Origin of the sequence: Alloalcanivorax profundimaris (assembly GCF_015265435.1) — a bacterium.
In the GTDB taxonomy this organism is placed as follows: Bacteria; Pseudomonadota; Gammaproteobacteria; order Pseudomonadales; family Alcanivoracaceae; genus Alloalcanivorax; species Alloalcanivorax profundimaris.
The window spans coordinates 1-11,815 of sequence record NZ_JABJWH010000020.1; the positions used below are offsets into that span (position 1 = coordinate 1).

The following is an 11,815-nucleotide window of genomic DNA, read 5'->3' on the forward strand; positions in this document are numbered from 1 at the left end:
ACCCAACCCGTTGGGGGTTGAGTCCGGATAGGAGAGACGGTATCTACAGTAAAAGGATGCGGTAGGAGCGACTTCAGTCGCGATATCTCCCCGACCAAACCGCACCTGCCCGGCCATCCCTGGCCGGGCGTAAACCGCGCTGCGAAGCTTGCTTCGGTAGTGCCTTCTTTCCCGCGTTGTGCCTGCCATCCCTGGCGAGAGGCAGTGCCATTAGAGGGCCCTGCCCGGCCATCCATGGCCGGGCGTAAACCGCGCTGCGAAGCTTGCTTCGGTCGCGGTTTACCCCTCCTGCAAGAGTTTTCTTAGGTCGATGAGGGCGGCGTTGGCGCGGGACAGGTAATTGGCCATCACCAGGGAATGGTTGGCGAACACCCCGAAGCCGGAGCCGTTGAGAATCACCGGGCTCCACAGGGTCTGCTGGGTGGCTTCCAGTTCGCGCACCATCTGCCGGAAGCTGACGGTGGCGTTCTTGCGCCGCAGCACGTCGGCGAAATCCACCTCCACGGCGCGCATCAGCTGCACCAGGGCCCAGGACGCGCCGCGCGCTTCGTAGAAGACGTTATCGATTTCCATCCACGGGGTCTGAACATAGGTTTCCTGCTCGTCCAGTTCCCCCACCGGGGTGTCCTCGTCGGTGTTCAGCTGGGAACGGCCCACGCTCTGGCTGAGGCTCAGGCTGAGAGAGCCGAGCCGGTTCTGCACCTCGTTGAGCCAGTAGTTCAGGTTGTCGGCGCGGGTGTAGAAATGGGCGCTGCCGTCCTCGCGGCGAAGCGCGTCCAGATAGCTTTGCAGGGCGCGGATGCCGCGCCGGTACTCGCTTTCCGTGGCCGGCATGGCCCAGCTTTCAGCGTCGAAGTTGAACTGCGGCTCGGCCACGGCGAGGAAGGGGTTTTCCTGGCTTTGCGACTGAGAGCGGCTCATGTCCCGGCGCATCACCCGGGTCACGTCGCGGATCTGCACCAGCACGCCGTATTCCCAGCTGGGCATGTTGTCCAGCCACAGGCGGTGGGGCAGGATGTCGTTGCTCAGGTAGCCGCCGGGTTTGTCCAGCAGGGTGCTGGCCACGTGGATCACTTCCCGGGTGATGGTTTCGCCGGCCACGGCGCCGTCGGCGCGGCGCACTTCCGTCAGTTCCGGCTCCCAGCTCCAGTACCAGCCCAGGATCACATCCACCAGCAGCAGAATCAGCACCAGGGCCAGCAAGCCTTTCCAGATGCGGTTGTTCTTCGGGTCGAGCAGGGTGTCCCCCACTTTCTGGCCGAATTTATCGTCTTTCATGGGCGCTCCCCGTTTGCATCCCTTCCAGTGTCTCGCCACTACTATACCCCAGGCCGGCGTCAAGCCGCAGGCAAGGTCATCACCGCCGCGGCGGGCTGATCCTCCGTGCGTAGCCGGTAACGGAGCGCACCACCATAGATGGTCAGGATGCGGTCGACAATGGAGAGCCCCAGGCCGGCGCCGGGCACGTCCTGGCGGCCTCGGCTGAAGCGGCCGGTGAAGCGGCTTTGCTGCTCGGCGGTGAGCCCGGGGCCACCGTCGAACACTTCCACCAGAACCTGGCCGGCGGCGGCGCGCACCCGCACGCCCACCGCCGTCCCCCGGGGAGAATAGCGGCAGGCGTTGTCGAGCAGGTTGCGGATCAGCATGTCGGTGACCTCGGCGGGCAGCGCCACGGCCTGCCGGTCCGGCGCGTCCAGGGCCACGGTTTGCCCGCGCTGTTCCGCCAGGGGGGCGATCAGCGCCAGGCAGTCCCGGGCCACCGCCACCACGTCACAGCGCGCCTCGGCGGCGCCGGCCTGCGGATCCAGGCGCGACAGATTCATCAACTGCTCCACGGTGCGCGAGGCACGGTCCACGGCACGGCGCAGCTGGGTCAGCGAGGCACTCACCTCCTCCGGATCGGAAAGCTGGGCGGCGTTGTCGGCGTGCAGGCGCAGGGCCATGAGCAGGGTGCGCAGCTCGTGGGCGGCGTCGGCGGTGAAGCGCTTTTCCCGCTCCAGGGTGCCCACCAGCCGCGCCAGCAGCATATTGATGGCCTCGGTGAGCGGCGCCAGCTCGCGCACCGCCCGGTGACGCAGGGGCGCCAGATTGTTGGCGTCACGCTGCTGCACCGAGCGCGCCAGCCGGGTCAACGGCCCCAGCCCCCAGCGCACCGCCAGCCACACCAGCACCAGGATCACCGGCACGCTGAGCACATAGGGCAGCAGCACGGTGGCGGCCATATTGGCCACCAGGGAGCGCCGGGCCGCGTCGCTTTCCGCCACCACTACCCAGCGGTCGCCGGGCAGGGGCATGGCGTAGGCGTGCCAGCCGCCCACTTCCCGATACCGCCCGCCGGCGGCCGGATCCTCCAGGGGCAGAAGGGGGTCGCGGGGGGCACCATCGCTGGCCAGCACCCGCTCGCCGCCGTCCCACAGCTGATAGACGAAGTAGCGCCGGTAGCGGTGCTCGCTATCCTCCAGGCGCGCCACCGCCGGGTCCGGCACATGGCCTTCGTTCCAGAAAGCGGCCATCAACCGGCCGCTTTGCACCAGCTCAGCGTCGTACTGTTCGTCCAGTTCGTGATAAAGGGTGCGATAGGTGCCCCAGCCCAGCAGGGTGCCGCCGCCCAGGATCACCGCCACCAGGGCCAGCATCAGAAAGCGCCGGATCGAGAACATCAGCCTTCCCCGGCGGCCGGCGCCACCAGCATGTAGCCCACGCCGCGCACGGTCTTGATACTGTCCCCGCCGAGCTTGCGGCGCAGATGATGGATGTGCACTTCCAGGGCGTTGCTTTCCACTTCGTCGCTCCAGCCGTACAGGGCCTGCTCCAGGTGCGCGCGGGTGAACACACGGCCGGGGCCGCGCGCCAGTTCCACCAGCAGCGCCAGTTCACGGCGCGGCAGGCGCACCGGCTCCCCGGCCCGGGTCACGGTCATGGCGTCCGGGTCGATCACCAGCTCGCCCACTTCCAGCAGCGGCCGCGCCGGCTCCGGCCCGCGCCGCAGGCGCGCGCGCAGCCGGGCGCGCAGTTCCTCCACGGAAAACGGCTTGATCAGGTAATCGTCGGCGCCGGCGTCCAGGCCACGGACGCGGTCGTCGAGCCGGTCCCGGGCGCTGATCACGATCACCGGCACCGGGTCGCGGCGCTGGCGCAGGGTGCGCAGCGCTTCCAGGCCGTCCATGCCGGGCAGGCCCAGGTCCAGCAGCACGGCGTCGAAACGCCCCGCCTCCACCGCCGGCTGTACCTGGTCGCCGCGCGTCACATGGTCCACCGCGTAGCCGTCATGGCGCAGGGCACGTACCAGGCCATCGGCGAGCAGTTCATCGTCTTCCACCAGCAATACACGCATCCGGAGCTCCGTGCTTTCACGCCCTGATTGATTCGCGCCGTCACTATAGGACGGCCCCGAGGGGACCGCCATGGCCGGGGCCGGCGGCTTTTGCACCCCCCGGCGGTTACGGGGACAATATGCCGCCGTCCAGCCTGGACGGTGGAACTTAACGGTTTCTTAAACCCGGGCCGCCAGCCTGCCCGGAACCTCCGTGTCACGGAGGCATCCAACACCGAGGAACCGGCGGGAGGAAGGAATGACGTTTTCAGACGGATGGCGCGGCCTGCGTGCGCTGATGGTGCTGCTCGGCGTGCTGCTGGCCGTTCCGGCCACGGCGCTTTCCCTGGGCGGCGAGCCCGGCGGCGCCTTTTCCAGCCTGGGCGGCGGCGACGGCGAACTGCCGTCCGTGGACGAAGCCATCCAGGTGGTGCCGGACGCGGACTGGGACGGCCAGCGCTTGCTGGTGACCTTCAGCCTTCTCAAGGACGTCTACCTGTACCGCCACAAGCTAGATTTCACCCTGCGCGATGCCAACGGCAACCTGCTGGATGATTTCGACGACCTGGCGCTGCCGCCGGGCCAGGACAAGACCGACGAAATCTACGGCGACGTGAAGGTGTTCCACGATCAGCTGGACGTGGAACTGCCCCTGGACAGCGTGCCCCTGGCGGACACCGAGCTGGAGGTGAAGTACCAGGGCTGCATCGAGGACCGGCTGTGCTACCCGCCGGAGGTCCGCACCTTCGCGTTCAGCCCGCCGCGCCCGGGCGGCGATGACGGTGCCGACGACGGCGCGCCGGACAGGGCCGCCGCCGCCACGCCGACGGACGCCGGGGACGACGGTTTCCTGGCCACCCTATTCTCCGAGGACGCCAACGCCTTCAACCAGTGGATGAGCGGCCGTGATCTGGGCCTGATCGTGGCGCTGTTCTTCGCCGGCGGCCTGCTGCTGGCCTTCACCCCCTGCGTGTTCCCGATGATCCCGATCCTGTCCGGCATCATCGCCGGCCACGGCCATGCCCCCGGCCACGGCGCCGGCGCCAAGCGCGGCTTCGTGCTGAGCCTGGCCTACGTGCTGGGCGTGGCGGTGCCCTACACCCTGGCGGGGATGCTGGTGGCGGTCTTCGGCGCCGGCCTCAACCTGCAGTTCCTGCTGCAGCAGCCGGCGGCGATCATCACCAGCGTGGTGATCTTCGTGCTGCTGGCGCTGTCCATGTTCGGGCTCTATGAGCTGCAGCTGCCCGCCGCCCTGCGCCACCGCCTGAACAACGCCGGCCCCGGCGGCGGCGGGCTGTTCGGCGCCGCCGTGCTGGGCGCCATCTCGGCGCTGGTGGTGTCGCCCTGCGTGACGCCGATCCTGGCCGGCGCCCTGCTCTATGTGGCCGGCACCGGCGACGCCTTCACCGGCGCCGCCTCCCTGTTCGCCCTGGCCATTGGCATGGGCGTGCCGCTGATCATCTTCGGCACCGGCGGCGGTCACCTGCTGCCCCGGGCCGGCCACTGGATGGAGGAGATCAAGCGCTTCTTCGGCGTGATCATGCTGGGCGTGGCGATCTGGCTGCTCGACCGCATCGTCGGCGACACCCTGACCCTGGCCCTGTACGGCGTGCTTCTGACCGCCTACGGCGTGCACCTCGGCGCCCTGGAACCGGTGGCCGAGGGCGGCTCGCGGCTGAAGCGGGCGGCGGCCCTGGTGCTGGCCCTGTACGGGGCGGTGATGCTGATCGGCGCCGCCGGCGGCGGCACCGATCCCTGGCAGCCGCTCAAGCCGATGACCAACCCGGCGCCGCTGGCCGCCGCGGCACCCGCACCGGAGCGGAGCGACGCGCCCACGACCCGCCCGGCCCCGGACGGGGACCACGGCCCCTGGGTGAGCCTGGCCGGCCGCCAGCCCCTGCACGACGCCCTGGCCGCCTCCGCCCGGGCGGACCGGCCAGTGCTGGTGGACTTCTTCGCCGAGTGGTGCGTGGCCTGCAAGGTCATGGAGGACACCACCCTGGCCGACCCGCGGGTGCTGGAGGCCATGGCCGGCTTCGATCTGTACCGGGTGGACATCACCGAGATCAACGACGAGAACCAGAAGATCATGGAGGATTACAACATCTTCGGGCTGCCCAGCTTCGTGTTCTTCGACCCGGACGGCGCGGAAGTCCCCAATGCCCGGGTGCTCGGCGAGATGGACGCGGAGCGCTTCCTGAAGCATCTGGACAACAAGATCCTGCCGGTCACGTCGCCCTGATCTCCACATGTAACGAATGGTGTAAAGTCCTTTATTTCCGCAAGTGGATACCCTTAGACTGCGAACGTCGACGAAAAGCCGGACAAACCGGCATTTCGTCACACGTTCAACGCAGATAAGTGCAAATTCAGGGGTAGACGTCTTGGCCAGCATCCTCGTCCTGCACGGGCCCAATCTCAACCTGCTGGGTCAGCGCGAGCCGGACAAATACGGCACCACCACCCTGGCGCGGATCAACCAGGCGCTGGAGGAACGGGCCGTGAGCGCCGGGCACCGCCTGCAACATCTGCAAAGCAACGCCGAACACGAGCTGATCGAGCGCATCCACGCGGCGCGGACCGACGGCACCGATTTCATCCTCTTCAATCCGGCGGCGTTCACGCACACCAGCGTGGCCCTGCGCGATGCCCTGCTGGGCGTGGCGGTGCCGTTCATCGAGGTGCATCTGTCCAATGTCCACGCCCGGGAGCCGTTCCGCCACCATTCCTATTTCTCCGACATCGCCGAGGGCGTGATCTGCGGTCTGGGTGCCGCCGGCTATGAGCTGGCGCTGACCGCCGCCCTGGAACAACTGGATCAGGCACAGGACTGAGCATGGACATCCGTAAAATCAAGAAACTGATCGAACTGCTGGAAGAGTCCGGCATCGAGGAACTGGAAATCCAGGAGGGCGAGGAATCCGTCCGCATCAGCCGTGGTGGCCGCCAGGCGGCCGCTCCGGCGCCCCAGTATCCGCCGCAGTACATGGCCGCCCCGGCCCCGGCGCCGGCCCAGGCCCCCGCGCCCGCCGAGAGCGCCCCGGCCCCGGCCGATGACACGCCCAGCGGCCACCTGGTGCGCTCGCCCATGGTCGGCACCTTCTACCGCTCGCCGTCTCCGGGCGCCGCCGCCTTCGTGGAAGTGGGCCAGAAGGTCCAGGCCGGCGAGGTGCTGTGCATCGTCGAGGCGATGAAGATGATGAACCAGATCGAGGCGGACAAGTCCGGCACCATCGATGCCATCCTGGTCGAGGACGGCGAGCCGGTGGAGTTCGACCAGCCCCTGTTCTCCATCGTTTAACGGGGGTTTCCCATGCTGGAAAAGGTTCTGATTGCCAACCGTGGTGAGATCGCCCTGCGCATCCTGCGCGCCTGCAAGGAGCTGGGCATCCGCACGGTGGCCGTGTATTCCAAGGCGGACCGCGACCTGATGCACGTGCGCCTCGCCGACGAGGCGGTGTGCATCGGCCCGGCGCCGTCCACCGACTCCTACCTGAACATCCCGGCGATCATCAGCGCCGCCGAGGTCACCGACGCCGACGCCATCCACCCGGGCTACGGCTTCCTGGCGGAGAACGCGGATTTCGCCGAAAGCGTGGAACGCTCCGGCTTCATCTTCATCGGGCCGCGCGCCGACACCATCCGCCTGATGGGCAACAAGGTGTCCGCCATCGAAGCCATGAAGGCCGCCGGCGTGCCCACGGTGCCCGGCTCCAACGGCCCGGTGGGCGACGACCAGGACGCCACCCTGATGATGGCCGAGGAGATCGGCTATCCGGTGATCATCAAGGCCGCCGCCGGCGGCGGCGGGCGCGGCATGCGCGTGGTCGAGGACCGCCAGCAGCTGCTCAACGCGGTGACCCTGACCCGCTCCGAGGCCAAGAACGCCTTCGGCGACAGCACCGTGTACATGGAGAAGTTCCTGCAGAAGCCCCGCCACGTGGAAATCCAGGTGCTCTCCGACGGCGCCGGCCACGCCATCCACCTGGGCGACCGCGACTGCTCCCTGCAGCGCCGCCATCAGAAGGTGGTGGAAGAAGCACCGGCCCCGAACATTCCCGCCCACCTGAAGGAAGAAGTGGCCCAGCGCTGCGTCAACGCCTGCAAGGAAATCAACTACCGGGGCGCCGGCACCTTCGAGTTCCTCTACGAAAACGAAGGCTTCTACTTCATCGAGATGAACACCCGCGTGCAGGTGGAACACCCGGTCACCGAGATGATCACCGGCGTGGACATCGTCAAGGAACAGCTGCGCATCGCCGGCGGCGAGGGCCTGACCATCCAGCAGGAAGACGTGAACTTCCAGGGCCACGCCATCGAGGTGCGGGTCAACGCCGAGGACCCGGCCACCTTCGTGCCCAGCCCCGGCAAGATCACCTACTTCCACGCCCCCGGCGGCAACGGCGTGCGCGTCGACTCCCACGTCTACGGCGGCTACACGGTACCGCCCTTCTACGACTCCCTGATCGGCAAGCTGATCACCTGGGGCGAAAACCGGGACGTGGCCTTCGAGCGCATGCGCATCGCCCTGGAGGAAATCGTGGTGGAAGGCATCAAGACCAACGTGGCCCTGCACCGCGACAAGATCTTCCGCGACCCGGCCTTCAAGGAAGGCGGCGTGGACATCCACCACCTGGAAAAGAAACTCGGCAACCACTGACCCGAACGGCCGGCGCGGACCCACCGCCCGGCCCCTCCCCACCGTCCGGTATCGCGGCTGAAGCCGCTCCTACACCCCCCAACCACCTCCACCACGCCCCACAGGGAAGCGGCGTGCCGTCTGGCACGGAGGCGGGAACGGTTTCCCCCGGCCCGGACCGTTGGAGGCATGGATGCCGGAAACGAGCTACAGGGACGTACTTGCCGCGTGTCCGGGCCGGGGGAAACCGTTCCCGCCGGCCCCTCTGGAGAACCCACCCCAGAAAAAACCGCTAAAACAGAAAGTCCCGAATGCGCTCCGCCACTTCCCCCACCTCCCGCATCGACAAATCCGCCGCGTCCCGATACCCGAACAGCAAGGCATCGATCCACTCCGGCCGCCAATGGGGCCGATCCTCCACGCAGCGCAGGAAATGCAGCCAGTTGCGCCGCCGCGCCCAGCGCGACATGGACCAGGGCCGCACCTTCATATCCAGCACGTCGATCAGCCCGATGCGAAACCCGTCGATGACGATGTTGCCCGGGTGCACCGAGCGGAAGAACACCCCCTGGCGATGCAGCCGCGCCAGGAACACCCCCACCCGGTACATCAACTGGGCGTCCAACTCGCCCCGGGCCAGCAAGGCGCGCAGGGTGTCGCCGGGCATCGGCTGATAGACCGCCACGGTGTGCGGCTCGCCGATGATGCGATGCAGGCTTTCCACGGTCAGGGTGGGAATGCGCAGGCGCTCCAGCTGCCGGGCATGGCGCGCGAAACGCACCGCCGCCGGCGACAGCAGCTCGCGGTTGAAGAACCGCTTGCGCCGGAAGTACTTCAGATAACGGCCGTCGCTCAGCCGTAGCACCTTGATGCCGTGGCCATCACGCTCCACGACCTCCGACCGCTCCATCACGCGCTCCAGTTGCGCGCGGCTAAGAGGGTGGATGTGAACCATCGTTACGGGCTCCTTCAGAAACAACCCCGGGCCTCAGTCGGACCGGTGGCGGGTCAAACGGGGCAGAATCCCCCCGGTACGTTCCATGTAATCCAGATAGCGGTGGCCGTGGCGCTCCAGATGCCGCTGTTCCTCCAGCGGTACCCGCAGCAGATAGGCCAGCGCGAAGGTCACCGCCGCCACCGGGCCGGCCAGCCAGTTCTGCAACAACAGCAGCTGGGCCAGGGCCCACAGCAGCATGGCGGCGTAGGCCGGATGGCGGAGATAGCGGTACACGCCGTGGGCGCGCAGGACGCCGTCGTCGCCCGCCACCGGGCGCCCGTCCCGGCGCGCCCGCCACAGCAGCCACACCGAGGCGCTGCCCAGCAGCAGCCCCAGCCAGGCGACCTCGTCCAGGAACACGAAATCGGCGAATTCGAACCAGGGCACCAGGGCGTCCAGCAACGGCACCACCACCATGGCCACCACCACCAGCACCCGCAGCACCGCCTTCTCCAGATCCCGGCCCCGGCGGCGCGGCCGGCGCAACAGCGTCACGCGCGGGTCGCAGCCGTGCAGCAGCAGGCTGGCGATCATCATCAGAACCACGATCAGTTCCGCGGCGTTCTCGGTCATGGGCGGGGCACACCGAAAAGGGAAAGTAACCTTAACTATACGCCGGCCCGCCCCCGCATCGCCAGCCCCGGCGCCCTGCTCTATACTGCCGCCTCCTTTTTTCAGCCGCCGCGGAGACCCCATGGCCTGGCAGCAATTGCACATCGCCACCGACCCGGACCACGCGGATGCCTTCCAGGACGCCCTGGAGAACCTGGGCGCCGCCGCCGTCACCCTCACCGACGGCGCCGACCAGCCGGTGTTCGAACCGCCACCGGGGGCCCGGCCGCTGTGGAACACCACCGTGGTCACCGCCCTGTTCGACGACGACGCGGATCCCGAGGCACTGCTGGCGGCGCTCGCCAAACAGGGGCTGAAACCCGCCGACCACCGCGTGGAAGCGCTTGCCGACCAGGCCTGGGAGCGGGCCTGGATGGACGACTTCCAGCCCATGCGCTTCGGCCAGCGGCTGTGGATCGTGCCGAGCTGGTCCGAGGCCCCGGACGCCGGCGCGGTGAACCTGAAACTGGACCCCGGCCTGGCCTTCGGCACCGGCACCCACGACACCACGGCCCTGTGCCTGGAATGGCTGGACGGCGCCGATTTGAACGGCCGCCAGGTGCTGGATTTCGGCTGCGGCTCCGGGGTACTGGCGATCGCCGCCCTGCTGCTGGGCGCGGAGCGCGCCCTGGGCACCGACATCGATCCCCAGGCGCTCACCGCCAGCGCCGACAACGCCGCCGCCAACGGCGTGGCGGACGGGCTGGCGCTGTGCGCGCCCGATGCCATGCCGGCGGACTACCGGTGCGATCTGCTGGTGGCCAACATCCTGGCCGGCCCGCTGATCGATCTGGCCGGGACCCTGGCCGGTTACTGCCGCCCCGGGGCGCCCATGGCCCTGTCCGGCATCCTCGCCGACCAGGCCCAGGCGGTGCGCGACGCCTACGCGCCCTGGTTCGATCTCGGCCCCACCCGCCAGCGCGGCGACTGGGTGCGCATCGACGGCGTGCGACGGGGCTGACAGCGGACCGGACGTGGCCCGGTTGGCAAAGGCCGCGTCCCGGTCTTGCGGCGTACCCGGCTTTTTCTGTACAACGATCTTCCGACTCACCGAATCACGACATCCCATGGCCGGCCCTTACAAGACCCGCTGTCCGCATTGCGGCGCGCAATTCAAGATCAGCGACGAACACCTCGGCCAGGCCCGGGGCGCGGTGCGCTGCGGGTCCTGCCTGCGGATCTTCCAGGCCACCGACCACCTGGTGGGCGACGCCGCCCCGCCGGCGGCGGACCGCTGGCGCCATGCCCTGGACGACGCCCCCGCCGAAAACGACCACGACGGCCTGAAACTGAGCGACGATTTCCTCGACCTGGACGGCGACGATCCGGACGGCCCGGACCCGTTCGCGGACCTGGACGAGCCGTCCAACGGCGGCGATGGCGCCGACGAATCCTGGGCCGAGGCCCTGCTGGAGGAACTGGAAGACGAGCGCGACCCGGCGGCGCCGCCGGCCGGGGCGCCGCCACGCACCGAGCCCCCCGCCACGGCGGCCGCGCCGGAGCGGGCCGAGCGCCCGGCGCAACGGCCGGCGCGACGGGAAGCAGCCACCGACGACCCGTTCGAATTCCTCAACAGCACCGCCGCCCGCCGGCGCGGCGGCGGTGAACAACCCGACTATCTGGCGCCGCCGCCCAGCGGTCCGGCGGTGGTGGCCAAATGGGGGCTGCTGTCGCTGCTGGCGTTGCTGGTGCTGGCCGGCCAGTACGCCGTGTTCCACTTCCAGGAGCTGGCGCGCACGCCCCAATGGCGCCCCTACTACGCCCAGGCCTGCGAGGTGCTGGGCTGCGCCCTGCCGCTGCGCTCCGATCCGCAAGCCCTGCGCGGCGCCAACCTGGTGGTGCGCAGCCATCCGGAGTACCGCAACGCCCTGATGGTGGACGCCCTGCTGTTCAACGAGGCGGCCTGGCCGCAGCCGTTCCCGGTGCTGGAGCTCACCTTCCAGGATATGGACGGCAACACCGTGGCTTCGCGCCGTTTCCAACCCTCGGAATACCTGCGCGGCGAGCTGGCCGGCAACGGCGCCATGCCGGTGGCCACGCCGGTGCACATCGGTCTGGAAATCGTCGATCCCGGGGCCCGGGCGGTGAACTACAACCTGCGGCTTCTCGCCGCCGACCGGCCGGATCCGCGCCTCGGCGCCGCCCCCTGAACCGCTTTTCCGGCAGATCGGGCTTTCCCCCGGGCCTCCGTGTCACTATCATTGTCGCCCCCGCGCGGACCGCGCGGGCTGTTTGAACGCCCTTTCAGGCGGAC

The 11,815-nt window shown here is 68.9% G+C and carries 11 protein-coding genes; 6 read left to right on the forward strand and 5 right to left on the reverse strand.

Annotation, left to right across the window (positions count from 1 at the left end; all coding sequences use genetic code 11):
- Window positions 1-279: 279 nt before the first annotated feature.
- From HMJ39_RS10370 to HMJ39_RS10380, 3 genes are read right to left on the reverse strand one after another with little or no spacing between them, the layout of a single operon-like run.
- Window positions 280-1,278 (reverse strand): DUF2333 family protein, encoded by a 999-nt coding sequence (locus HMJ39_RS10370; RefSeq protein WP_194297246.1) that lies wholly within the window; start codon window positions 1,276-1,278, stop codon window positions 280-282.
- Between the two features lie 59 nt (window positions 1,279-1,337).
- Window positions 1,338-2,660: an ATP-binding protein gene (locus HMJ39_RS10375; RefSeq protein WP_194297247.1), complete on the reverse strand. Its 1,323-nt coding sequence runs from the start codon at window positions 2,658-2,660 to the stop codon at window positions 1,338-1,340.
- Complete coding sequence (locus HMJ39_RS10380) at window positions 2,660-3,334, reverse strand: response regulator (protein ID WP_194297248.1); 675 nt, start codon at window positions 3,332-3,334, stop codon at window positions 2,660-2,662. Before HMJ39_RS10380 ends, HMJ39_RS10375 begins: the two co-directional genes overlap by 1 nt.
- 238 nt (window positions 3,335-3,572) lie before the next feature.
- On the opposite strand from HMJ39_RS10380, the gene dsbD reads away from it, so the two are divergent.
- From dsbD to accC, 4 genes are all read left to right on the forward strand, one after another.
- Window positions 3,573-5,555 carry a protein-disulfide reductase DsbD gene (gene dsbD / locus HMJ39_RS10385; RefSeq protein ID WP_228462287.1) on the forward strand — a complete coding sequence of 661 codons (1,983 nt, stop codon included), beginning with the start codon at window positions 3,573-3,575 and terminating at the stop codon, window positions 5,553-5,555.
- A 142-nt stretch (window positions 5,556-5,697) separates the two neighbouring features.
- The gene (gene aroQ / locus HMJ39_RS10390) at window positions 5,698-6,147 is read left to right on the forward strand and encodes a type II 3-dehydroquinate dehydratase (RefSeq protein ID WP_161384137.1); all 450 of its coding nucleotides are present in this window, start codon (window positions 5,698-5,700) and stop codon (window positions 6,145-6,147) included.
- A gap of 2 nt (window positions 6,148-6,149) precedes the next feature.
- Window positions 6,150-6,614 carry an acetyl-CoA carboxylase biotin carboxyl carrier protein gene (gene accB / locus HMJ39_RS10395; protein ID WP_194297249.1) on the forward strand — a complete coding sequence of 155 codons (465 nt, stop codon included), beginning with the start codon at window positions 6,150-6,152 and terminating at the stop codon, window positions 6,612-6,614.
- Window positions 6,615-6,626: 12 nt separating this feature from the next.
- Entirely contained in the window at window positions 6,627-7,973 is a 1,347-nt protein-coding gene (gene accC / locus HMJ39_RS10400) for an acetyl-CoA carboxylase biotin carboxylase subunit (protein WP_194297250.1), read from the forward strand.
- Between the two features lie 271 nt (window positions 7,974-8,244).
- Here accC and HMJ39_RS10405 read toward each other — a convergent pair whose 3' ends face one another.
- Together HMJ39_RS10405 and HMJ39_RS10410 are read right to left on the reverse strand one after the other, a co-directional pair.
- A complete protein-coding gene (locus tag HMJ39_RS10405) occupies window positions 8,245-8,907 on the reverse strand; it encodes an aminoglycoside phosphotransferase/kinase family protein (RefSeq protein WP_194297251.1) in 663 nt (220 codons plus the stop codon).
- A gap of 33 nt (window positions 8,908-8,940) precedes the next feature.
- The gene (locus tag HMJ39_RS10410) at window positions 8,941-9,522 is read right to left on the reverse strand and encodes an isoprenylcysteine carboxylmethyltransferase family protein (RefSeq protein ID WP_194297252.1); all 582 of its coding nucleotides are present in this window, start codon (window positions 9,520-9,522) and stop codon (window positions 8,941-8,943) included.
- 121 nt (window positions 9,523-9,643) lie between these two features.
- On the opposite strand from HMJ39_RS10410, the gene prmA reads away from it, so the two are divergent.
- A complete protein-coding gene (gene prmA, locus HMJ39_RS10415; protein WP_194297253.1) occupies window positions 9,644-10,522 on the forward strand; it encodes a 50S ribosomal protein L11 methyltransferase in 879 nt (292 codons plus the stop codon).
- Window positions 10,523-10,628: 106 nt separating this feature from the next.
- Entirely contained in the window at window positions 10,629-11,711 is a 1,083-nt protein-coding gene (locus HMJ39_RS10420; RefSeq protein ID WP_194297254.1) for a DUF3426 domain-containing protein, read from the forward strand.
- Window positions 11,712-11,815 lie beyond the last annotated feature (104 nt).

Excerpts from the sequence above, each read along its gene's own strand:
- HMJ39_RS10370 (WP_194297246.1), bottom strand. The coding sequence starts at position 1,278 with ATGAAAGACGATAAATTCGGCCAGAAAGTGGGGGACACCCTGCTCGAC.
- HMJ39_RS10375 (WP_194297247.1), bottom strand. The coding sequence starts at position 2,660 with ATGTTCTCGATCCGGCGCTTTCTGATGCTGGCCCTGGTGGCGGTGATC.
- HMJ39_RS10380 (WP_194297248.1), bottom strand. The coding sequence starts at position 3,334 with ATGCGTGTATTGCTGGTGGAAGACGATGAACTGCTCGCCGATGGCCTG.
- dsbD (WP_228462287.1), top strand. The coding sequence starts at position 3,573 with ATGACGTTTTCAGACGGATGGCGCGGCCTGCGTGCGCTGATGGTGCTG.
- accB (WP_194297249.1), top strand. The coding sequence starts at position 6,150 with ATGGACATCCGTAAAATCAAGAAACTGATCGAACTGCTGGAAGAGTCC.
- accC (WP_194297250.1), top strand. The coding sequence starts at position 6,627 with ATGCTGGAAAAGGTTCTGATTGCCAACCGTGGTGAGATCGCCCTGCGC.
- HMJ39_RS10405 (WP_194297251.1), bottom strand. The coding sequence starts at position 8,907 with ATGGTTCACATCCACCCTCTTAGCCGCGCGCAACTGGAGCGCGTGATG.
- HMJ39_RS10410 (WP_194297252.1), bottom strand. The coding sequence starts at position 9,522 with ATGACCGAGAACGCCGCGGAACTGATCGTGGTTCTGATGATGATCGCC.
- prmA (WP_194297253.1), top strand. The coding sequence starts at position 9,644 with ATGGCCTGGCAGCAATTGCACATCGCCACCGACCCGGACCACGCGGAT.
- HMJ39_RS10420 (WP_194297254.1), top strand. The coding sequence starts at position 10,629 with ATGGCCGGCCCTTACAAGACCCGCTGTCCGCATTGCGGCGCGCAATTC.